The sequence below is a fragment of the Saccharomonospora sp. NPDC046836 genome (assembly GCF_040645195.1).
Classification (GTDB): Bacteria; Actinomycetota; Actinomycetes; order Mycobacteriales; family Pseudonocardiaceae; genus Prauserella_A.
In genome coordinates, this window is record NZ_JBEYXW010000015.1 from 36,355 (window position 1) to 57,745 (window position 21,391).

The 21,391-nt window shown below is 69.3% G+C and carries 19 protein-coding genes and 1 riboswitch; of the genes, 11 read left to right on the forward strand and 8 right to left on the reverse strand.

The features are described from left to right. The first annotated feature begins 234 nt into the window (after positions 1-234). On the forward strand, positions 235-1,131 hold the full coding sequence (locus ABZ863_RS18365; RefSeq protein ID WP_358536886.1) for an alpha/beta hydrolase: 897 nt from the start codon (positions 235-237) through the stop codon (positions 1,129-1,131). Positions 1,132-1,496: 365 nt separating this feature from the next. Here ABZ863_RS18365 and ABZ863_RS18370 read toward each other — a convergent pair whose 3' ends face one another. Together ABZ863_RS18370 and ABZ863_RS18375 are read right to left on the reverse strand one after the other, a co-directional pair. Beyond that, the gene (locus ABZ863_RS18370) at positions 1,497-1,916 is read right to left on the reverse strand and encodes an aldo/keto reductase (RefSeq protein WP_358536888.1); all 420 of its coding nucleotides are present in this window, start codon (positions 1,914-1,916) and stop codon (positions 1,497-1,499) included. Between the two features lie 20 nt (positions 1,917-1,936). Beyond that, positions 1,937-2,503, reverse strand: a complete 567-nt coding sequence (locus ABZ863_RS18375) for a TetR family transcriptional regulator (RefSeq protein ID WP_358536890.1) — start codon at positions 2,501-2,503, stop codon at positions 1,937-1,939. A gap of 119 nt (positions 2,504-2,622) precedes the next feature. Here ABZ863_RS18375 and ABZ863_RS18380 point away from each other — a divergent pair, with 119 nt between their 5' ends. Further along, positions 2,623-3,819, forward strand: a complete 1,197-nt coding sequence (locus ABZ863_RS18380) for an MFS transporter (RefSeq protein WP_358536892.1) — start codon at positions 2,623-2,625, stop codon at positions 3,817-3,819. 79 nt (positions 3,820-3,898) lie between these two features. On the opposite strand, the gene metE is transcribed toward ABZ863_RS18380, so the two are convergent. Both metE and aztA read right to left on the reverse strand, forming a co-directional pair. Beyond that, positions 3,899-6,193, reverse strand: coding sequence for a 5-methyltetrahydropteroyltriglutamate--homocysteine S-methyltransferase (gene metE / locus ABZ863_RS18385; protein ID WP_358536894.1), 2,295 nt, complete (start codon positions 6,191-6,193; stop codon positions 3,899-3,901). A 127-nt stretch (positions 6,194-6,320) separates the two neighbouring features. Further along, positions 6,321-6,539: riboswitch (cobalamin riboswitch) on the reverse strand. A 59-nt stretch (positions 6,540-6,598) separates the two neighbouring features. Next, positions 6,599-7,291 carry a zinc ABC transporter ATP-binding protein AztA gene (aztA, locus tag ABZ863_RS18390; RefSeq protein WP_358536897.1) on the reverse strand — a complete coding sequence of 231 codons (693 nt, stop codon included), beginning with the start codon at positions 7,289-7,291 and terminating at the stop codon, positions 6,599-6,601. Between the two features lie 66 nt (positions 7,292-7,357). Here aztA and aztB point away from each other — a divergent pair, with 66 nt between their 5' ends. The 4 genes from aztB to aztD are packed head-to-tail and all read left to right on the forward strand — an operon-like array spanning position 7,358 to position 11,513. Next, positions 7,358-8,209: a zinc ABC transporter permease AztB gene (aztB, locus tag ABZ863_RS18395; protein ID WP_358536899.1), complete on the forward strand. Its 852-nt coding sequence runs from the start codon at positions 7,358-7,360 to the stop codon at positions 8,207-8,209. A 2-nt stretch (positions 8,210-8,211) separates the two neighbouring features. Then, positions 8,212-9,375, forward strand: a complete 1,164-nt coding sequence (locus ABZ863_RS18400) for a hypothetical protein (protein ID WP_358536902.1) — start codon at positions 8,212-8,214, stop codon at positions 9,373-9,375. Beyond that, on the forward strand, positions 9,372-10,283 hold the full coding sequence (gene aztC, locus ABZ863_RS18405; protein WP_358536904.1) for a zinc ABC transporter substrate-binding protein AztC: 912 nt from the start codon (positions 9,372-9,374) through the stop codon (positions 10,281-10,283). Before ABZ863_RS18400 ends, aztC begins: the two co-directional genes overlap by 4 nt. 30 nt (positions 10,284-10,313) lie before the next feature. Continuing rightward, positions 10,314-11,513, forward strand: a complete 1,200-nt coding sequence (gene aztD / locus ABZ863_RS18410) for a zinc metallochaperone AztD (RefSeq protein ID WP_358536906.1) — start codon at positions 10,314-10,316, stop codon at positions 11,511-11,513. Between the two features lie 126 nt (positions 11,514-11,639). On the opposite strand, the gene ABZ863_RS18415 is transcribed toward aztD, so the two are convergent. Next, positions 11,640-13,103 (reverse strand): hypothetical protein, encoded by a 1,464-nt coding sequence (locus tag ABZ863_RS18415; RefSeq protein WP_358536908.1) that lies wholly within the window; start codon positions 13,101-13,103, stop codon positions 11,640-11,642. Between the two features lie 342 nt (positions 13,104-13,445). On the opposite strand from ABZ863_RS18415, the gene ABZ863_RS18420 reads away from it, so the two are divergent. Continuing rightward, positions 13,446-13,634: a hypothetical protein gene (locus tag ABZ863_RS18420; RefSeq protein WP_358536910.1), complete on the forward strand. Its 189-nt coding sequence runs from the start codon at positions 13,446-13,448 to the stop codon at positions 13,632-13,634. 62 nt (positions 13,635-13,696) lie between these two features. Further along, positions 13,697-15,880: an RNA polymerase recycling motor ATPase HelR gene (helR, locus tag ABZ863_RS18425; RefSeq protein WP_358536912.1), complete on the forward strand. Its 2,184-nt coding sequence runs from the start codon at positions 13,697-13,699 to the stop codon at positions 15,878-15,880. 14 nt (positions 15,881-15,894) lie between these two features. On the opposite strand, the gene ABZ863_RS18430 is transcribed toward helR, so the two are convergent. The 3 genes from ABZ863_RS18430 to ABZ863_RS18440 all read right to left on the reverse strand — a co-directional run bounded on the left by ABZ863_RS18430 (position 15,895) and on the right by ABZ863_RS18440 (position 17,447). Next, positions 15,895-16,050: a hypothetical protein gene (locus ABZ863_RS18430; protein ID WP_358536914.1), complete on the reverse strand. Its 156-nt coding sequence runs from the start codon at positions 16,048-16,050 to the stop codon at positions 15,895-15,897. 97 nt (positions 16,051-16,147) lie between these two features. Next, a complete protein-coding gene (locus ABZ863_RS18435; protein WP_358536916.1) occupies positions 16,148-16,660 on the reverse strand; it encodes an endonuclease V in 513 nt (170 codons plus the stop codon). A 121-nt stretch (positions 16,661-16,781) separates the two neighbouring features. Then, on the reverse strand, positions 16,782-17,447 hold the full coding sequence (locus ABZ863_RS18440; RefSeq protein ID WP_358536919.1) for a TetR/AcrR family transcriptional regulator: 666 nt from the start codon (positions 17,445-17,447) through the stop codon (positions 16,782-16,784). A 130-nt stretch (positions 17,448-17,577) separates the two neighbouring features. Between ABZ863_RS18440 and ABZ863_RS18445 the strand changes: the two genes are divergently transcribed. Genes ABZ863_RS18445 through ABZ863_RS18455 form a run of 3 tightly spaced genes read left to right on the forward strand, consistent with a single transcriptional unit; the run spans position 17,578 to position 21,388 of the window. After that, the gene (locus tag ABZ863_RS18445; protein WP_358536922.1) at positions 17,578-18,099 is read left to right on the forward strand and encodes a 2Fe-2S iron-sulfur cluster-binding protein; all 522 of its coding nucleotides are present in this window, start codon (positions 17,578-17,580) and stop codon (positions 18,097-18,099) included. After that, complete coding sequence (locus tag ABZ863_RS18450; protein WP_358536924.1) at positions 18,096-19,082, forward strand: xanthine dehydrogenase family protein subunit M; 987 nt, start codon at positions 18,096-18,098, stop codon at positions 19,080-19,082. Before ABZ863_RS18445 ends, ABZ863_RS18450 begins: the two co-directional genes overlap by 4 nt. After that, positions 19,079-21,388 carry a xanthine dehydrogenase family protein molybdopterin-binding subunit gene (locus ABZ863_RS18455; protein WP_358536926.1) on the forward strand — a complete coding sequence of 770 codons (2,310 nt, stop codon included), beginning with the start codon at positions 19,079-19,081 and terminating at the stop codon, positions 21,386-21,388. The genes ABZ863_RS18450 and ABZ863_RS18455 overlap by 4 nt, the downstream gene beginning before the upstream one ends. Positions 21,389-21,391: the final 3 nt, after the last annotated feature.

Sequence of the window (21,391 nt, forward strand, 5' to 3'; positions counted from 1 at the left end):
CGATCGCAAAACCCGTCCAGCCCTGCGAAGTTCGCGGACATCCAGCTCAGCGTGCCCGAAATCGGTGAAGCGATTCATCCGTTCCTGCTGCTGGAAGAGGTTCGCAGGACTCAAATGGCGACCCGGTTGACAAACGGATCAGGTGTTCCGTATAGTTCTAATCGAATCGCCCGTTCCGCTTCGGATCGCGGCTCCGATCCCACTCAGGGGCACAGTGAACGACGGAGAACCGCAATGAGAACCAATGTCACCTTTTCGAGCCACGACATCCCACTGTCGGGCGTTTTGTACCTCCCGGATGACTACGACGGGGGCACGCTGGCCGGTGTAGTCGTCGCCCACCCCGCTGGTGGCGTGAAGGAGCAGACCGCGGGCCGCTACGCCGAGGAGCTGTCCAAGAAGGGCTTCGCCACCCTCACCTTCGACGCAGCACGTCAGGGCGAGAGCGGCGGCGAGCCGCGGTACCTGGAGGACCCGTTCCAGCGCGCAGAGGACATTCGCAGCGCCATCACGTTTCTCTCGACCCGGTCTTTCGTGGACGAGCAGCGCGTCGGCATCCTCGGTGTGTGCGCGGGCGGCAGCTACGTCTCCTATACCGCCCAGACCGATCGCCGCATGCGCGCCGTCGCCACGGTGAGCGCCGTTGACCCCGCGGGCGAGCTGCTGCAGGACCCGGAGGTGCGCGACTTCCTCCTCAACCAGGCCGGCGTGCTGCGCAACCTCGAAGGCAAGGGTGAAGGCGCGTTCCTCACCCACGTCAACCCTGGCACTCAGGCCGAGGCGCAGGCATATCCGGAGCGCAGCATGTTCCGCGAGTCCTACGACTATTACGTCGACGGCATCGGCGCGCACCCCAACTCCATCGGCTGGGGACTGCTCCAGTTCGACGTGCTCGCGCATTTCAGGCCGTTCGAGCACCAGGACTGGATCGCCCCCCGGCCGCTGCTGATGATCGTCGGCACCGAGTCGGACACCCGTCACTTCTCCGACGACGCCGTCGCGCAGGTCGGCCCGACCGCCGAGCTGTTCGAGATCGAGGGCGCCTCGCACATGGACCTGTACTACAAGGACGAGTTCGTGGCCCCCGCCATCGAGAAGCTCACCGAGTTCTTCACCACAAACCTCACCTGACCTGCTAAGCCCGCGCATCGACGTCGGCGGGTCGCTGGCCGGCTTGCTGACCGCGCTCAACCTCGCATGCTCGGGTCTGACCGTCACGATCCTCGAGCGGGTGGCGAACCCACGCAACGGCGGAGTGTCGCTGGAACTGTCCGGCCGTGCCCACCGCTATCGCCGGGGCTATTCCTGGTACGCGGCCCGCCCGACGCCTCGTCGAGGGCGGGCAACGGTTTAGCCGCTCCTACACCCGCGGTCGCTGACATTCCCTATACGCTCAGCGGCCCTCTCTTGCGCCCTCTCTTGCTACGGAATACGCGAACTGCTGCCAGCGCTGAGCGTCGACGCTCAGCACTGGAAGCAGGCGTGTCTCGATGGGGTCAGCGCGCGGCCTCGACCGGGTAGGCACCGCCGTTGACGGGGTCGATGAGGGTGGCGGTGGATGCCGCGTCCAGCTGGGCGACGACGTCCTCGGGCAGCGCCTCCCCTAGTGCCGCCAGGTTTCCACGGAGGTGGTCGACCGTGCGCGGGCCGACGATGACGGACGCGACTCCGTGCTTGGCGAGCAGCCATGCCAGGGCGATCGAGGCGGGCTCGCGGCCCAGCTCTCGAGCGACTGCAGCCACGGCGTCGACCACGGCCAGGGTCCGCGCAGAATCGTCTCTCTGGACCGCGCTGCACTGTGTCCAATGTGGATCCCAGGCGGGGTTTATGGCGCGGTCGGCGCAGCTTGTGGTGGTGGCCGGTGAGCGGGCTAACAGTCCCGTTTGGCGGCTCGTCTCGGCTTGGCCGAACGCCACGGCCGTCGGCCTCCGGCCTGCTACCTGACGTGGGCCATGTCGGCGATCGCGGTGATGGTGGCGTGGACGAGGTCACGGCTGAGCGGGCGCTGCTGAAACGTCTGGTGCATGGGCCAGCCTTCGATGAGCGCGTCGATGGCGGCGCAGGCATCCGGGGGAAAGTGCAGGGCGAGGCTGTCGTGACTGCGCTGGAGCCATTCGCGGGTGATCGCGGCGACGGCACGGTTGTGGTTGGCGTAGGAGTACATCTCGAAGATGAGGGTCATGCGGCGAGGTGTGGCGTACTCGGGTCCGCAGATCAGGTCCACCACAGCCGCGCACGCTTCCTGCGTGTTCGTCGCGTCGTACAGAGCTGTGCGGTAGCTCTCTGACATGGCATCGGCGAGGCGGGCGAACGCCTTTTCGAGGATGTCGTCGAGCCCCTCGAAGTAGTAGGTCAGCGACCCGAGGGGCACCTGGGCGCGGGCGGCGATGCGCCGGTGGGTCGTCTTGTGCACGCCATGGTCGGCGATGACCTCCAATGCGCTGTCGAGAATCCGCTCCCTGCGCTGAGGGTCGTTCGGTACCTGTCGCCGTGTTCCGCCCATACTCGTCGATCTTTCCTGTGCCGCCCTGTGTCCAAACGCTCAGCTGGGCTTGCATGACTGTACCCAGCCAAGTGTGTACGATTGTACAGTCTTTGGCTGTTCGTCGTCGGGAGCGTGGTGTGATCGGCAAGCCGCTCCAGCGCCGTAATGCGCTGTTCGGGCTGTTCCTGTTGCCCGGCTTGGGGATCTCCTCGTGGGTCACCCGCACGCCGGACGTTCGTGACCTGCTGGGAGCCTCCACGGCACAGATGGGTTTCATCCTGTTTGGTCTGTCGGCCGGTTCGATGATCGGGATTCTGTCCTCGGGTGCCCTGGTGGCCAGGTGGGGCACGCGACCAGTAATGCGCCTGGGCGTGACCGGGGTGGCGCTCGGGGTCGGCATGATCGGTCTCGGCGCCGCCGCAGCACAGGACGTCGTCGTGGCCGTGGGGCTCGCGACCTTCGGGTTCGGCATGGGCGGCGGTGAGGTCGCCATGAACGTCGAGGGTGCCGAGCTCGAACGCATTCTGGACCGGTCGATGTTGCCGGCACTGCACGGGTTCTTCAGCCTGGGCACCGTTGTGGGGGCAGCGGTCGGGATGACGTTGACCGCAATCTCCTTCCCCGTCCTGGCTCATCTGCTTCTGGTCGCCGTCCTCGTGCTGGTTGCCGGCGTCCTGGCCATCCGGTTCGTACCGTCGGGGGTGGGACGTCGTGCGCGCGATGCCGCACAGTCAGCAGAGCGCCGTTCGCGGCCTGCGGTGTGGAAGGACTCGCGTCTGCTGCTGATCGGGTGCATCATCCTGGCGCTGGCGCTCGCGGAAGGAACCGCGAACGACTGGCTTCCGCTGGTCATGGTCGACGGTCACGGTTTCGACGCCGCTCTGGGCTCGGCGGTGTATGCCGTGTTCGCCGCGTCGATGACGGTGGGCCGCTTCGCCGGAGGCTGGTTCGTCGACACGTTCGGCCGCGCGAGCGTCCTGCGCGCGAGCGCTCTGATCGGCGCCGCAGGTCTGGCCCTGGTGATCTTCGCCGACAACCAGCCCCTGGCAGCTGCCGCGGTGATCTTGTGGGGTGTGGGGGCGTCACTGGGGTTCCCGGTCGCGCTGTCCGCCGCGGGCGACTCCGGTGACGATCCCGCAGCCCGGGTTGCCCTCGCCGCAACCGTCGGGTACGTCGCCTTCCTCGTCGGGCCGCCGGTTCTCGGTCTGCTCGGCGAAGCCGTCGGGCTGCGCCACGCCCTGATCTTCGTCCTCATCCTGGTCGCCGCGGCCTCACTGGCCGCCTCCGCCGCCCGCCCGGCGGCAACCCCGCAACGCGATGTGGAGACCTTCTGACCTCCCACGTCATGGCACTGTCCACTTCGAACGCCCGCTGGCCACCGCGGGAAGCCCGCGGTGGCCGGCACGGCTCGATTCAGCGGAGTCGTTCCCGAACTTCGCCCACCGCGGCCACGATGTTGCGCAGCGCGGGTTCAACCTCGGCATAGCCTCGGGTCTTGAGGCCACAGTCCGGGTTGGCCCAGAGCCGCTCCGATGGCACCGTCGTGGCGGCGGCGTGGAGCAGTTCGACCAGCTCACGGGTGCCGGGTACGCGCGGTGAGTGGATGTCGTACACGCCGGGGCCGACACCGCGAGCGAACCCGATGGCGCGCAGGTCGGTCAGCACCTCCATGCGCGAGCGCGCGGCTTCGATGGTGGTGACGTCGGCGTCGAGATCGTCGATCGCGTCGATGACATCGCCGAACTCGGAGTAGCACAGGTGCGTGTGGATCTGCGTCGAGGCGGCGGCGCCCGCTGTGGCCAGCCGGAAGGCGCCAACCGACCAGTCCAGATAGGACTTTCGTTCCTCGGCGCGCAGGGGCAGCAGTTCCCGCAGGGCCGGTTCGTCGACCTGCACGATCCGGATCCCCGCGCCCTCCAGGTCGTGGACCTCGTCGCGCAGCGCGAGGGCGACCTGGTCGGCGGTGACGGACAGTGGCTGGTCGTCCCGGACGAACGACCAGGCCAGAATCGTGACCGGTCCGGTCAGCATGCCTTTCACGGGTTTGGCGGTCAGGGACTGGGCGTAGGTGATCCAGTCCAGCGTCATCGGCTTCGGGCGGGACACGTCACCGTGCAGGATCGGTGGGCGGACACAGCGGGAGCCGTAGGACTGCACCCAGCCGTGCTCGGTGGCGGCGAAGCCGTCGAGCTGCTCAGCGAAGTACTGCACCATGTCGTTGCGTTCGGGTTCCCCGTGCACCAGCACATCCAGGCCGATGTCCTCCTGCAGCTCGACGACCCGCCGGATTTCGGCACGCATGTGGCCGGCGTAGGTGTTCTTGTCGATGCGGCCGGCGCGCAGGTCCGCGCGGGCACGCCGGACGTCGGCGGTCTGCGGGAACGAGCCGATCGTCGTCGTGGCCAGCGGTGGGAGTCCCAGCCGCTCTCGCTGCGCAACGGCACGCTCGGCGTAGGGAGCGCGGTGGCGGTGCTGCGGGCGGAGCGCGGCGATCCGGCCACGCACGCGATCGTTACGGGGTTCGGTCGCACGACCCCGGCGCACGATCTGACTCACCTGTGCGATCCGGGCGGTCACCTCGGGCGAGCCAGTGCTCAGGGCCTGGCCGAGGAGCACGACCTCGGCGACCTTCTGGCGGGCGAAGGCAAGCCGTTCCAGGAGCACGGCCGGTAGCGCGGTCTCGGCGTCGAGGTCGTAAGGCACGTGCAGTAGTGAGCACGAGGTCGACACTGCCAGTGACCCGACCGAGCCGAGCAGGCTCGCGCAGGTCGACGCGGCGGCCTCCAGGTCGGTACGCCAGACGTTGCGGCCGTCCACGACACCAGCCACGACGGTCTTGTCCCGCAGCCCACCGATCGACGCGATCCGGTCCGTGGCCCCCGCCCCCGCGACGAGATCGACCGCGACAGCCTCCACCGGGGTATCCGCGAGCACGGGCAGCGCAGCGCCGAAATCACCGAAGTAACCTGCGACAAGCACGCCGGGCCGTGTGGTGAGGGAACCCAGACGCTCGTAGGCGCGCGCCAAGGCGGCCAGCTCGGCGTCGGTGCGGTCCGCGACGAACGCGGGCTCGTCCAGCTGCACCCAGGCAACACCAGCCTCGGCCAGCCGCGCGAGCACATCGGCGTAGCCGTCGAGCAGCGGGTCCAGTAGGTCCAGGGGTGTGAAGCCCTCGGGCGCCCCAGCTGCGGGCTTGGCCAGCAGCAGGAACGTGAGCGGGCCGACCAGGACCGGCCGGGTGCTGACACCCTGCTCGGCGGCTTCACGATACTCGGCGATCGGCTTGTCGCCGGCGAGGGTGAACCGGGTTTCCGGCAGCAGCTCGGGAACCAGGTAGTGGTAGTTGGTGTCGAACCACTTGGTGAGCTCCAGCGGCGCGACACCGTCGCGACCGCGGGCCATCGCGAAGTAGGTGTCCAACTCGGACAGACCCAGGTCGTGGAACCGCGATGGCACCGCCCCGAACAGCATGGCGGTGTCCAGCATGTGGTCGTAGTAGGAGAACGTGTTGCCCGGCACGGAGTCCAGACCGGCCTGCGCCAGCTCGGCCCACGTCCGCGCGCGTAGGTCGCGTGCTGCGGCCTGGAGCTGACCCTGGTCGATCCGCCCGGCCCAGTAGTCCTCGACAGCGCGTTTCAGTTCCCGCCGGCCGCCGATCCGGGGGTAGCCCAGTACGGTCGATCCGATGGGCGGTAGAGGTGCGATCATCCGGCTCTCTCCTCGCGAGCTCGCTCGTCAGCGCCCGGGACCACGACGAGGGCAGGCGAGAACACGACACGTGGCGTGCCGCCGTTCGCACCAGCCTTCCCACGAGGCCCAGGCGTCCCGCACGCCAGGTGGCGCACGGACCGGCGGCAGGTCTTCGGACTCGCGGGCACCCACCGTTACCGGCGGACCTACTGGCCATCGCTTCCCAGACACCCCTGTGCCCAGTGCTTCATGACGGCGGTCGTTCCCACTCACCGCTGCGGGGCAGTCCCGGACTCACACCGGGTTCCCTGTTACCTCATCCCTGCCGTATGGGCCGGGATGAACCACCAGCACAGCCGAGCGTAGCCGACCGGGGCAAGCCCTGTCAGCGCCGGTGTCACGCAGGCCGGTGCTATGACCTCCCTATCGCCGCAGTCCCCATGCCGTGTCGAGCGCGTCCGCGGTGAGCACCCCGGCAGGCGGCCCTTCGGCGAGCAGCCGCCCTTTGCCGAGCAGCAGGCAGTGATCGGCGCGGTCGGCCTCGGCGAGGTCATGGGTAACGTGCACCACGGCCGCGCCGCGCGCGGCCTCGCCGGCGAGTGCGTCCGTGATGGCTTCTCTCGCGGGCCCGTCGAGTCCGGTCGTGGGTTCATCCAGCAGGAGCACATCCGCGCGCTGCGCGAGACCCTGCGCGACGAGTGCGCGCTGCCGCTGGCCACCGGAGAGGGACCCGAGTCTGCGCCGCGCGAGATCGGCGATTCCCAGTCGCGCCAGCGCGTCCGCCACGATGACATGGTCCTCTTCGGATAGTCGCCGCCACGGTCCGCTATGCGCCCAGCGGCCCATGGCGACCGTCTCGCGCACCGTGATGGGCAGCCGGTCGGACACCGCGCTGCGCTGCACCACGAACGCGGGACGCGTTCCGCCGGGCAGGACCACCGACCCCGAGCCAGGCGGCACCACACCGGCGACGGCGCCCAGCAAGGTGGACTTCCCGGAGCCATTCGGGCCGGCGATCGCCGTGATGCTCGCGGACGGCAGGCGTGCGCTGATCCCGTGCAGTACCACCCTTCCTGCGTATCCCGCCGACAGCGCGTCGATCCGGACTCCAGCCATGCGTTCACTGTGTGTCATGACACCTCTATTTGAAACGACAATCGTTTTCATTATAGGTTCCTGGCCGTGGAATGGTTGTTCGCCCCGTTCGAGGTCTCGTTCGTCCAACGGGCGCTGTGGGGCGGAGTTCTGGTGTCGCTCATCTGCGCGCTCGCCGGGACGTGGGTCGTGCTGCGCGGGATGGCGTTCCTCGGCGACGCGATGTCGCACGGGATGCTGCCCGGTGTCGCGCTCGCCTCGCTCGCGGGCGGCAACCTGCTCGTGGGCGCCGCGCTCAGCGCCGGAGTGATGGCGCTCGGGGTGACCGCGCTGGGACCCTCCCGCCGGTTCTCCCAGGACACCGCCATCGGCCTGCTGTTCGTGGGCATGCTCGCGACCGGGGTCATCATCGTCTCGCACTCGCAGTCGTTCGCGGTGGACCTCACCGGCTTCCTGTTCGGCGACGTGCTCGCCGTCCGCGAGCGGGACCTAGCCCAGCTCGCCGGCGCGCTCGCCGTGGCCGCCGCCGTTTCACTGCTCGGGTACCGCGCGTTCGTGGCGCTCAGCTTCGACACCCGCACGGCCCACACCCTGGGGCTGCGGCCACGCCTCGCCCACGGTGCTCTGCTCGGCCTGCTCACGCTCGCGATCGTCGCGTCGTTCCACGTCGTCGGCACGCTGCTCGTGTTCGGCCTGCTCATTGCGCCGCCCGCCGCCGCGATGTTCTGGGCCTCCCGCATTCCGCTGATCATGTTCGGTGCCGCGCTGCTCGGCTGCCTCGCGACCGGCACCGGGCTGCTCGTGTCGTGGCACTGGGGTACCGCCGCCGGCGCCACGATCGCCGCCGTCGCCGTGGCGCTGTTCTTCGTCTCCGCACTCGCCGCCCGCGTGCGCGAACGCCTCATCCGCAGCAGCACTGAAGAAGGGATCGCATACTGACCGTGAGACGACATCACAGAGCCACCGTGCTGGCACTGACCACCGGGTTGCTGCTGACCGCCTGCGCCGGCGAGCCCACCGAACCCGTCGTGGATGTGCCACACGGCTACGTGGAGGGCGCCGAGGAGACCGCCGAAGCCCAGTCGCGGCTGGTGCTCGCCGACGCCGCAACCGGCGCGGTCCGCGTGCTCGACCTGCTGACCGAGGAGGTCACGCGCCTCGACGACATCGCCGCTGTCGAGCGCGTCAGCACCGACGGCCGTTTCGCCTACCTCGCGGCGGGTGGTACGACGCATGTGGTCGACGGCGGCGCCTGGATGGTCGACCACGGCGACCACGTCCACTACTACCGCGCCGAGATCAGGTCCACCGGAACACTCGCGGGACACGCGGTGGCGGCGCACACCGACGCGGCCATCACCGCGGTCACGCTGGCGAATGGCACCACGACCGTACTCGACCGGTCCACAGTGGAGGATGGCGGCACCCGACTCGGCCCCGCGCTCGACGGGGTCGCCGTGCCGTTCGAGCAACGCCTGCTCGTGGCCTCCGGGGACGGCGTCGCGATCCACGACCGCGACGGGGCGCCGCTCGCCACCATCAGTGAACCGTGCCCCGCGGCCGACGGCACCGCGGTGACCCGGCGTGGCGTCGTGTTCGGCTGTACTGACGGCGCACTGCTCGTGCGGGAGGACGACGGCGAGCTGGTTGGCGAGAAGATTCGGTATCCCTGGCCGGTCACCGAGCCCGAGCGGGCACGCGAGTTCACGCACAGACCGGGCAGTGCGACGCCGGCCGCGCCGGCGGGTGAGCGTGGCGTCTGGTCCCTCGACGTGGCCGCACACGCCTGGACCCTGCTGGAGACCGGACCGGTCGTGGCCGTCAACGCCGTCGGTGAGGGCGGGCCGCTGCTGGTCCTCACCCCCGACGGCGTGCTGCATGCCCACGACCCGGCCACCGGCGAGCGGACCGCGAGCAGGCCACTGCTCGACGAACCGGTGCCCAGCGGTATCGCACCGGTGATCCAGGTCGACACCAGCCGCGCCTACGTCAACGATCCCGCGGCACGCCGCGTGTACGAGATCGACTACAACGACGACCTCCGCGTCGCCCGCATCTTCGAGCTGGACATCACGCCGTCGCACATCGTGGAGACGGGCCGATGACGGCCAGACTGCGCGCACTATGCCTCGTCCTGCTGCTGGCGATCGCAGGGTGCACCACCGCCGGTTCCGGCGAAGGCGGTGTGGTGGTGACGACCAACATCCTCGGCGACCTCACCCGTGCCGTCGTCGGTGACCAGACGCAGGTGACCGTGCTGATGAAGCCGAACACCGACCCGCACTCGTTCGCGATCTCGGCGCAGGAGGCGGCGCGGCTCGAACAGGCCGAGCTGATCGTCTACAACGGACTCGGCTTGGAGGAGGGCGTACAGCGTAACGTCGACGCCGCGGCGACGGCAGGAGTGCCCACCGTGGCGGTCGGTGAGCAGGTGGACCCGATCCGCTACCGCGGCGACGAGCAGGCGGGCGAGCCGGATCCGCACTTCTGGACCGACCCCCGCCGGGTGCGTACTGCGGTCGAGGCCATCACCGAGCGGGTCGTGCGCGACGTCGGCGGCGTCGACGACACCGTGATCCGCGCCAACGCCGCCGCGTACCTGGAGCGGGTGGACGAGCTGGATCGCTGGATGACGGCGAGGTTCGCCGTGATTCCCGTGCAGCAGCGCAAGCTCGTCACCAACCATCACGTGTTCGGCTATCTGGCCGAGCGCTACGGGTTCGAGGTCGTCGGCGCGGTCGTGCCGAGCGGCACGACACTCGCGTCGCCGAGCGCGTCGGACCTGAGCGAGCTCGCCGGGACCGTCCGCGCAGCCGGGGTCGGCGCGATCTTCGCCGACTCCTCCCAGCCCGACCGGCTGGCGCGCGTACTCGCCGATCAGGCCGGAGTACGGGTGCGCGTGCTGCCGCTGTACTCCGAGTCGCTCACCGGACCCGACGGTGGAGCACCGACCTATGTGGACATGATGCGCGCGAACACCGACACCATCGTGGCCGGCCTCGGCCGGAACTGACCTGTCACAACAAGAAGATACGGAGAAACGATGACACTCAGCCTGCGATCACGCAGAGCAGCCGGACTGTCCACAGCGGCAGCCGCGGTGTTCGCGCTCGGCGCGTGCGGCAGCGGCGAGCAGGAACAGGCCGCGCGGGAGGGCGGCGCGGAACAGGGGCAGAGCCGGGCGACGGTCACCGAGCCGGTGGTGGCGACCTACGACGGCGGCATCTACGTGCTCGACGGCAGCACGCTCGACGTCAGGGCCGACCTCGCGCTCGACGGCTTCAACCGGCTCAACCCAGCGGGCGACGACCGGCACGTGCTGGTGTCGACCTCCGACGGGTTCCGCGTGCTCGACGCCACCGGCGCCACGCTGACCGATGTGGAGTTCCCCGGCGCGGAGCCGGGACACGTGGTGCGCCACGCCGGGCGCACGGTGCTGTTCTCCGACGGCACCGGTGAGGTCCTCAGCTTCGACCCGCACCAGCTGGGTGCGGGCACACCGGAGACGGCGTCCTACACCACCTCCGAGCCGCACCACGGTGTCGCGGTCGAGCTGGAGAACGGCGAGCTGCTGGTCACCCTCGGCAACGAGGAGGAGCGCACCGGGATCATGGTGCTCGACGCCGGGCGGAACGAGATCGTCCGCAACGAGCAGTGCCCCGGGGTGCACGGCGAGGCGACGGCGCGGGGCGAGACGGTGGTGATCGGTTGTGAGGACGGCGTTCTCGTCTACCGTGACGGCGTCATCACCAAGATCGACAGCCCCACCGAGTACGGCCGGATCGGTAACCAGTCCGGCACCGACAGTTCGTCCATTGTGCTCGGTGACTACAAGCAGGACAAGGACGCCGAGCTGGAACGCCCGACGCAGGTGTCACTCATCGACACCGAGACCGGCGCCCTGCGGCTGGTGGACCTCGGTGCCAGCTACACATTCCGCTCGCTCGCCAGGGGCCCGGCGGGTGAGGCGCTCGTGCTCGGCACCGACGGCGCGATCCACGTTCTCGACCCGGTACGGGGCGAGGTGGTTCGCACGATCCCGGTGATCGGTGAGTGGGAGGAACCGCTGGAGTGGCAGGAACCGCGCCCTGCGCTCTTCGTGCGCGGTGGCACGGCCTTCGTGTCCGACCCAGGTGAGCGGCGCCTGCACTCCGTGGACCTCGGCACCGGTGAGAAGACGGCGACGGCGACCCTGGAGCAGGTGCCCAACGAGGTCAGTGGCGTCGTGGCCCAGAACCACTGATGACGCCGCGGCCGACCTCGTGGCCGACCACATCGTCCGCTTCTACCAGAACCGCATCCTGAACCTGGAGCAGTGACCGGGGTTGGTGCGGCCGGCCACCGAGTGGCCGGCCGCACGCCGGTTGGGTCAGGGTGCGATTCCGGCGCCCGGCTGCCGACTCAGCGCTGTCTCCCTGGCAGCCGTCAACGCAGGCCAATGCTGGGAGCCGCGTCGCGGGTAGACCCGCGAGGCGTAGTCGGCGGGAACGTATGCAGGGTCGAAGAAGCAACCGGTGGCGTAGATCTCGTCGAAGGCCGGGCACGAGGCCGCCACGGAACCAGGCGTCGGTTTGCGCCCCGTGCTCACCCAATCCGAGAGCGCCGAGATCGCGCTGGCGTACTCCGCATCGCTGAGCGAGCTGTGCTCGTTCTCCCGGGTGAACGTCTGTACCAGGCCCCCGGCGTTGCGCGCGCCAGCCAGACTTGCCCGGTAAGCCGACTCGTGCTCGACGAACGCCGTCGGGTCGTCGATCGCGTGCAGAGTGAGCACCGGGATCGGCACGGCGCCGGTGATATCGCTGTCGAACGAGAGATCCCGAACTGCGGAGGGATCGGCGGAGAACCGCTGGACACCGGCGTTCAGCGCCGCGTCGTCGTGCGAACCGGTGTAGCGGACACCCCGATTGGTGAACGGATTGCGCCCGTCCAGTCTGTTGTGGACGATGTCACGAAACGTCAATGTCGCGAACCGCAGATGAGACTCGAGCGTCCGCTCCGGGATCTTGGTCACCGCGAGAATGTCGGCGAGGTTGCGCTGCTGCCGTGGCGTGCGGTCCTGCGGAGCCGACTGGAAACCGGTGCACTCCTGCAGCCGGCCCCGCAGATCGGCGTTGGTCATCGTCGTACCCGGGGGCAGTCCCATCCACAGTGGATACTGGGGCTCGGTGGGACGCGGGTGGTTTCCACAGTAGTACTGGTAGACGGCGCGCAGGTCGACGCGATAGTCGTAGCCACGTGACCCACCGGCGAGCACACCGTTGGTGAGCAGGGCACCATCATACGGACCGTCCTTTGCGGATCCATAGATCTCAGCGACCTTCGCCGCCACGTTGCCACCCCAGGACTGCCCGTGCACGAACGTCCGCTCCGGGCGGCCGAAGGTGGTGACGAAGAGCTGGCGCAGGTTCTCGGTGTCCGCTGCCGCCATCCGGGTCCCGTAACCACCGCGGCGGTACGACGAGCCCGCCCACGCGTAGCCCTCGCGGACCATGACGCTCCAACGGGCCAGGTCTTCACCACTGCGTTCCGGATCGGATCTTTCGGTCAAGTCGGGTCCGCCGTGGGCGTGCATCACCAGCGAGCCGTTCCAGTCTTCCGGGATGGCGATCGTGTAGTAGGCACCGTTGTGGTCCTGCCCGCCGTAGCAGCTCGCCTGCGCCGCGATCTCCGGAGGGCACTCGGCCGCAGCGGGTGCGCTGCCGGCCGTCGCGGCACCGGGTGCAACGCCGACCAGGCCGACGACCAGCAGCCCGGTCAACACCAGGCGCCTGCCCCGGCTGCGCTTGCGTTCGCCGGCGCCCCCGGCGCGGCTCGGTAACTGACTCGTGTCCACGGTGACCTCCTTCAGCCCGGCGCGCCTTCGCGCCGGGCTGCGATGCTAGGCACCGGGCGGGCATCGGCCACCGTTTCGTTCATAAAGTTGACGGTTCGCCGGATCATGGGAGGTCGACGGCGGGCAGCGTCCGATGGTGGAGGAGAAGCTGGAACGAGGCTGGAAAGGAGGAAACCCACTCCCCTCCCTTTCAAGGTATAGCGCACAGGGGGGCTTGCGGCAAGACCCGGGTTGTGCCGCAGAATCGCCGACCGAAGCCGGAACTTACGGAAATGGGAGTCGCGAGGGTGCGTGTGCTGTTGTCGACGTACGGGTCACGGGGGGACGTCGAAAGCCCGCCGGGTGGCCGACCTGGGCATCGGCGTGGCACACGACAGTCCGGCTCTGACCGCCGAGTCCCTGTCGGCCGCGCCCGGGACGGCCCTGTCCCCCGCGACCCGCGAACGAGCAACCGCCGTGGCCGACATGATCCGCACCGATGGGACGACGGTGCCCGCGAAACTGATGCTGGACGCGGCCAGCCGAGCGTGAATCACCGACCAAATCGAGAAACGCGCAGAATCCACTATGGATTCGGCCGCTGTGAGGGGAATGTGTCAACTCAGGGGTACGAGGACGAATTGCAATCCGAGCGTAGCTACGTGGCCGGTCTCTACACGCGGCTCGATGCCGAGCGCGCGCGAGTGAAGAGTGATTACGAGGCGGCGTTGCGCGGAAACGGCGGGACGCCCATGGAACGGGACGACCAGGTGCGCGCACTGGCGAAGCAGGCGAAGCGGCTGGACGTGGCGGACAACGGGCTGTGTTTCGGCCGATTGGACAGCGTGTCGGGGGAACATTCCTACATCGGCCGGATCGGCCTTTTCGATGAGGAGAACTCCTACGAACCGGTGTTGCTCGACTGGCGGGCGCCGGCGGCGCGCGCGTTCTATGTCGCCACTGGCGCGACCCCGGAGAACATGCGCCAGCGGCGCCAGTTCCACACGCGCGGGCGTCACGTGGTCGGTTTCACCGACGAGGTGTTCGGCCGCCCCGGCGGGGATGAGCGCGGGGACGCCGCCCTGCTCGCGGCGGTCAACGCGCCACGCGGTGAGGGAATGCGCGACATCGTGGCGACGATCCAGGCCGAGCAGGACGAGATCATCCGGCTCGACCACCCGGGGGTGCTGGTGATCGAGGGTGGCCCTGGCACAGGGAAGACCGTGGTGGCGCTGCACCGCGTCGCGTACCTGCTCTACACCCAGCGGGAGCGGATGGAACGCCACGGTGTGCTGGTGGTCGGGCCCAATCCGGCGTTCCTGAACCACATTGGCCGCGTGCTGCCGTCGCTGGGCGAGTCCGATGTGGTGTTCATGACCCCCGGCGACCTCGTGCCGGGCCTGCGAATCACCACAGAGGACACCCCGGAAGCCGTGCGGCTCAAAGGTTCCCTGAAGATCCTGGACGTGCTGGCGGCGGCGATCGCCGACCGGCAGCGGCTGCCGGAGGAGCCCGTGCCGGTCGAGCTGGGCGGCGTCATGGTTCGGATCGATGCCGCGACGGCGGAGTGGGCAAGGGACGAGGCGCGCGAGAGCGGGCTGCCGCACAACGAGGCCCGCGCGGTGTTCACCGACATCGTCACGTATGTGCTCACCGAACGCGCGATAGCCCGCATCGGCCGCGGCTGGCTGACCCGGGACGACCGCGAGGAATGGGAACGGCTGCGGGCGGGTCTGCTCACGGAGCTGGCGGAGAACGACACGTTCACCGCCACGCTCAACGAACTCTGGCCGATCCTCACGCCGGAGACACTGCTGGCGCAGCTGTACTCCTCCCCCGACCGGCTCCGAGCCATGGGCGCTGACCAGGCGCTGTGGCGCGCAGACGGCGACGCCTGGACGGTGTCGGATGTGCCGCTGCTCGACGAGCTGATCGACCTGCTGGGTCGCGACAAGACGGCGGACAAGGCCGCCGAGCGGGTCGCCGAGCGGAAACGGAAGGCCGAGGCCGAGTACGCGGCCGGGGTGATGGACGTCATGAAGCTGGACCGAGAGGAGATGGACGAGGACGTCATGCTGGCGGCCGAGAACCTGCTCTACGCCGAGGACCTGGCGGACCGCTTCGTCGAGCAGGACACCCGGGACCTCGCCGAACGCGCGGCCGCGGACCGGGACTGGACCTACCGGCATGTCGTGGTCGACGAGGCGCAGGAGCTGTCCGAAATGGACTGGCGGGTGCTGATGCGGCGCTGCCCCGGCCGATCCTTCACGGTGGTCGGCGACCTCGCCCAGCGCCGGTCGGTGGCCGGAGCGACCTCGTGGGACACGATGCTGGAGCCGTACGTGCCGGGCCGCTGGGTCTACCGGTCGCTGTCGGTGAACTACCGCACCCCGGCGGAGATCATGACCGTCGCCGCCGCCCTGCTCGCCGGGTTCGCACCCGGGGTCCAACCGCCGGAGTCGGTCCGCGCCTGCGGGGTCCAGCCATGGTCCAGGCAGGTCACCGAGGACGAACTGCCCGCTGTCATCGAGGAATTCGTGCGCGACGAAGCCGGCCGGGAAGGCACCAGCGTCGTGATCGGACCACCGGGAATGCCGGGCACGGTAGCGGCCTCGGAGACGAAGGGTCTGGAGTTCGACGCCGTCCTGGTCGTGGAACCGGAACACATCCTTGCCGACGGCCCACGCGGCGCGGCCGAGCTCTACGTCGCGCTCACCCGCGCCACCCAGCGCCTCGGCGTCCTGCATCAGGGCCCACTGCCGCAGGCCCTGACCGGACTATCCGAAACCGGCGGGTGAACCAGCCGGTGTGGTCAGGAAGCGATGTCGAGCAGGACCTTCAGCAACTCGCTGGGCACGTCCCGCATGAGGTTGTGTCCGCCGTCGAGCGCATGCGTGGTCCATGCGGGGTCCTCACGTGGTCGGAGACCAGTGTCCAGCAGGAGTCGCCGTCCGCGGTTGTGCTTCAAAGACGATGGTCCCGACACCGGCCCACACCCCGGATTCAGACGAGACACCACCACGACGGAGCACCGGCCTGGTTCGCGACAGTCAAACGGATCTAGCTTACGGACGCCGAGACCGGCTCAGCGCGTCCACCCGCCGCAGGGCATCCGGCAGGCGATGGGGGCCGCTCATACGGCCAACCAGATCGGCGGCACGGTCGATCGCCATACCGGCAGCGGTCACGTACAACGGGCTACGCGCGGCGCCGCGACACACCGCGACCGCATGAGTGGCCGAGCGGAATGCGGTTTTGGCGACCCCGATGACCGGCACGCCGAACTCACCGTGGGCGTGGCGGCCGAGACCGGGCCGACCGAGCGGGTCCAGGTCCACATAGCCATCGACCACCAGCAGGTTCACGGACCCGGCGATGGCCATGACGGAGCGCGGGGCGGGCAGTTCACGATCGGCGAAGTGTCCTGGCCGGTACCCGGCTACCGCGTCCAGCGTGGCAACGTGTTCGGCGATCACCGTGCCGAAGGTGGCGTCGGCCGCGATCAACAGCGCGGCGACCGCGCCACCCTCCGGCGGGTAGAACACGTCAGCAACCGCATACCGACCAGCCTCGACCATGCTCGCAGTATCGGACAGTGCTGAACCGCGGCGCGGGGCGGCAGCCCCATCGCGCAAGGGCACCGCCCCCAAGGGCCCCAAGGTTTGCGTTCAGCGCAACCAAGGTGGCCTTGGGGACACCTCACCAGTTCCCGCGAGCGTGCTGCGGGGCGCTCGCGCGATAACGCAGTCCGTCGATGAGCAGGGCGATCATGCGGCGCGTGTGGTCAGGTCGCTCGCCCGCTGTGTGCAGGCACAGGTTGGCCACAGCCTGGAGCAGGTCCATGGCATCCAGGTCGCCACGGATCGCACCGGCCGCCGCCGCGGACTCGATCAGCGATCCGAGGGCTGGCCGGAAACGCTTCTCGAAGTAGGCGGGCAGGGCGTCGAAGGCCGGATCACCCGAGTGCAGGGCAGCCGCGAGTCCACGCTTGGTCGCGATGAAATCGGCGTACCGGTACAGCCACCGCTCCAGTGCCTCGCTGGGCTCGTACTCGGCCGCGAGAACGGGGGCTTCGTCGGCGCAGGCATCGACCTCGCGCCGGAACACAGCCGTGACCAGGTCGGAGCGGCGGGGGAAATGGCGGTACACGGTGCCGACGCCGACACCGGCATTCGCCGCGATCTCTCGTACGGGGGCGTTCACCCCCGAGGTCGCGAACACCGCCTTCGCGGCCGCGAGCAACGCGTCGACGTTGCGCTGCGCGTCAGCCCGCAGCGGACGAGCAGGCGCGTCTGGTCCGCCTGCCGCCTCCAGCCTTCCCACGGTCGCGGATTGACCACCGGGCTCGATCCGTTCCCGACCCACGTCACCCTCTTTCCGTCCGATCGATCATAGGTCACCGAACGGCAACAGGTTGAGAAGCGGAACAGCGATCCATATAATCGGATCAGTGTTCCGGTTACCCGAAGGTCGTCGAGCCGTCGAAGGAGTTTCCGTGGCAGGCAATGCCGCTTCGATACGAATCAACGGAACCGCGGTCGAACCCCCTGACGACCCGCGTGTGTCCTTACTCGACCTGCTACGAGAAAGGCTCGAGCTGCACGGCACGAAGAAGGGCTGTGATCAGGGGGCATGCGGCGCCTGCACGGTGCTGGTGGACGGCGAGCGCATCGTGTCGTGCCTCGCGCTGGCCGTGCAGTACACCGGGCGCGACGTCGTGACCATCGAGGGACTGGCCGGTGAGCACGGGCTGCATCCGCTGCAGCAGGCGTTCATCGAGCACGACGGTTTCCAGTGCGGCTACTGCACGCCTGGCCAGATCTGCTCGGCGGTGGGCATGGCGGCCGAGCTGGAACGCGGAGTGCCGAGCTACGCCACGGGCGATCTGTCGACCAGGAAGATCGCGCCCAGCCATGACGAGCTGCGCGAGCGGATGAGCGGAAACCTGTGCCGCTGCGGAGCACACAACGGAATCGTCGCCGCGATCACCGAGACCTACGCGAAGGAGGACCGATGATTCCGTTCACCTACGCCCGGGCTGGTGACGCGGCCGACGCCGTTCGGCTCGGCGGGGCGACCGACGCGAAGTATCTCGGCGGTGGCACCAACCTGGTCGATCTTCTGCGCGAGACGATCGAGCGGCCCGCCGCGCTGGTCGACGTGACAGGCCTGTCCTCGGCCATCGAGGAGCGCGAGAACGGCGGCCTGCTGATCGGTGCCGCGGCGCGCAACACCGCGGTCGCCGAGCATCGATTCGTGCGCACCCGGTATCCCGTGCTCTCCCGTGCGATCCTGGCAGGTGGGTCCGCGCAGATCCGCAACATGGCGACCGTCGGCGGCAACATCCTCCAGCGGACGCGCTGTCCCTACTTCTACGACGCCGACGGATTCCGTTGCAACAAGCGGAATCCCGGCCAGGGCTGTGACGCGAGGGACGGGTTCAACCGTACACACGCGATCCTCGGCGCCTCGTCGGCCTGCGTCGCCGTCCATCCGTCGGACATGTGCGTGGCGCTCGCCGCCCTCGACGCCGACGTCCACCTCCGGGGCGCCGCAGGCACACGGACCGTGCCACTGACCGAACTGCACCGGCTTCCGGGGGATCATCCCGAGATCGAGACGGTTCTCGAACCGGGCGAACTGATCACCACGGTCGAACTCCCCGCGCCGCCACCGAAGACCCGCTCGCTCTACCGCAAGGTCCGCGACCGGGCGAGTTACGCGTTCGCGCTCGTGTCGGTCGCCGCGGTACTCGGCGTGGAAGACGGCAGAGTCACCGACGTACGGCTGGCGCTCGGCGGTGTCGCGCCCAAGCCGTGGCGCGCCCGTACGGCGGAGAACGCGCTCACAGGTGGGCCCGCCACGACACAGGCGTTCCGCGCCGCGGCCGAGGCCGAACTCGCCGACGCCATTCCGTTGCGCGACAACGGATTCAAGGTCGAACTCGCGAAACGCACCATCACCGCCGTACTCGGCGAGCTGGCAGGAGGCCAGGCATGAGCAGCGCGCACGACAGCACCGTGACCACCGAGCCGGAGGGCCCGGTCGCACTGGGCCCGCACAGCTGGGAGTCCGGCGAGCGGCCCGACCCGCTGGCCTCCCGAAGGGGACGGGTCGGCGCACCGGTGTCGCGCCTCGACGGCCCGCTCAAGGTGCGCGGCAAGGCGCCGTACGCCGCCGAGTTTCCACTCGACGACATGGTCTACGCCGCGCTCGTCTTCAGCACCATCGCCAAGGGCCGGATCGCCACGCTCGACACGGCCGCCGCGGAGGCCGCCCCTGGTGTGGTGCTCGTCATGACCTACCGCAACGCACCCCGGATGCGGCCGATGCAGCTGTTCGGCAGCAGCGAGAAGGCGGGCGGCGGCGACACCATGCCGATCATGCAGGACGAACGCGTCTACTGGAACGGCCAGCCGGTCGCCCTCGTCCTCGCCGAGACCCAGGAGCAGGCCGACCACGCCGCGTCGCTGGTCGGCCCCACCTACCAGGCCGAGCACGCCGTCACCTCCTTCGCCGAGGCGAAGGCAGCCGGCACCGACACCGCCGAGTTCCAACTGCCGCTGCACCTCGAGATCGGTGACGCGGAGGGCGCGCTGTCGGCGGCCGCCGTCTCGGTGGACGTCGGCTTCCGCACCCCGCCGCACAATCACAACGCGATCGAGCCACACGCGTCGACGGTGGCCTGGTACGGCGACGAGCTGGTGGTGCACGACGCGACCCAGATCGTGTCGCACACCGCCTGGACGCTGGCCCACATCCTGGGCATCGACGAGTCACAGGTGCACGTCACGTCGCCGTTCGTGGGCGGCGGTTTCGGCGGGAAACTCGTGAGCCAGCACCAGGTTCTCGCTGCGGCGGCCGCAAGGATCGCGGGCCGCCCGGTACGGATCGCGGTGTCGCGCGAGGGCGTGTACCGGCTGATCGGCGGCCGGGCACGCACCGAACAGCGAGTCGCGATCGGCGCGGCCGAGGACGGCCGGTTCACCGCGCTCATCCACACCGGGACGCACGCGACGACCCGGAACAACCTGTGGCCCGAGCCGTTCGTGCTGGCGACGCACAGCCACTACGCGGCGGAGACCTTCCTGCTCGACGTGCAGATGGCCTACCTCGACATGGTGGCCAACGGCAGCATGCGCGCACCGGGCGGCGCCGTCGGTGTCCACGCGCTGGAGTGCGCGGTGGACGAGCTGGCCGTAACGCTGGGCATGGATCCCGTCGAGCTGCGTATCCGCAACGAACCCACCACCGGCCCTACCGACGGGCGGCCCTTCTCCTCGCGCCATGTCGTCGAGGCCTGGCGCGCGGGCGCCGAGCGGTTCGGCTGGGCGGAGCGGAACCCGGTGCCCGGCTCGGTCCGCGACGGCGAATGGCTGGTGGGCATGGGATGTGCGGCCGCGTCGCACCCCTACGTGCGGTTCCCCGGCGGCGCGGCGCGGATCACGCTGAGCGACGACGGAAGCGCCCGTGTGGAGGTCGCCGCGCACGACATGGGCATGGGCACCGAGACCGCGCAGGCCCAGGTGGTCGCCGAGCGGCTGGGGCTCGAGCCGGACGAGGTGTCGTTCGAGTACGGCGACTCGGCGTTGCCGGGACTCGTGCCGGCCGCCGGTTCGCAGCAGAGCGCGTCGATCGGGGCAGCCGTTGTCTCCGCCCAGCACGCCCTGGTGGGCGAGCTACTCAAGCTCGTCGGCGACGACTCACCGCTCGCCGGGCTCGAAGCCGACGAGATCGGAACCCTGGACGGTGGTCTCGCCAAGCTCGATGAGCCCGAGCGGCACGAGAGCTACGCCTCCATCCTCTCCCGTGCCGGGCGCGACGAGCTGACGGTCGAGGCGAGCGGTCCCCCACCGCTCGAGATGATGAACTGGTCGATGCATTCGTTCGGCGCGATGTTCTGCGAGGTCCGCGTCAACGAGGTCACCGGAGAGGTCCGCGTCAGCCGCTTCCTCGGGTCGATCGACTGCGGTCGCGTGCTCAACGCCAAGACCGCGGCCAGCCAGATCCGGGGCGGGATCATCATGGGGCTGGGGCTCGCACTCATGGAGGAAACCCAGTTCGACGAACGCAACGGCCGCATCCTGAACGCAAGTCTCGCCGAGTACCACGTGCCGGTGCACCTGGACGTCCCGCAGATCGACCTGATCTGGAACGACATCCCCGACCCGTACGCGCCGGTGGGCGCGCGCGGCATCGGCGAGCTCGGCATCACCGGCGCGGGCCCCGCCGTGGCGAACGCGATCTACAACGCCACCGGCAAGCGCATTCGCGACCTGCCGATCACGCTCGACACGTTGCTCTGACTG

Bases quoted from the DNA above. Each gene is read 5' to 3' on its own strand.
- ABZ863_RS18365 (WP_358536886.1), top strand. From the start codon at position 235: ATGAGAACCAATGTCACCTTTTCGAGCCACGACATCCCACTGTCGGGC.
- ABZ863_RS18375 (WP_358536890.1), bottom strand. From the start codon at position 2,503: ATGGGCGGAACACGGCGACAGGTACCGAACGACCCTCAGCGCAGGGAG.
- metE (WP_358536894.1), bottom strand. From the start codon at position 6,193: ATGATCGCACCTCTACCGCCCATCGGATCGACCGTACTGGGCTACCCC.
- aztA (WP_358536897.1), bottom strand. From the start codon at position 7,291: ATGGCTGGAGTCCGGATCGACGCGCTGTCGGCGGGATACGCAGGAAGG.
- aztC (WP_358536904.1), top strand. From the start codon at position 9,372: ATGACGGCCAGACTGCGCGCACTATGCCTCGTCCTGCTGCTGGCGATC.
- aztD (WP_358536906.1), top strand. From the start codon at position 10,314: ATGACACTCAGCCTGCGATCACGCAGAGCAGCCGGACTGTCCACAGCG.
- ABZ863_RS18435 (WP_358536916.1), bottom strand. From the start codon at position 16,660: ATGGTCGAGGCTGGTCGGTATGCGGTTGCTGACGTGTTCTACCCGCCG.
- ABZ863_RS18450 (WP_358536924.1), top strand. From the start codon at position 18,096: ATGATTCCGTTCACCTACGCCCGGGCTGGTGACGCGGCCGACGCCGTT.
- ABZ863_RS18455 (WP_358536926.1), top strand. From the start codon at position 19,079: ATGAGCAGCGCGCACGACAGCACCGTGACCACCGAGCCGGAGGGCCCG.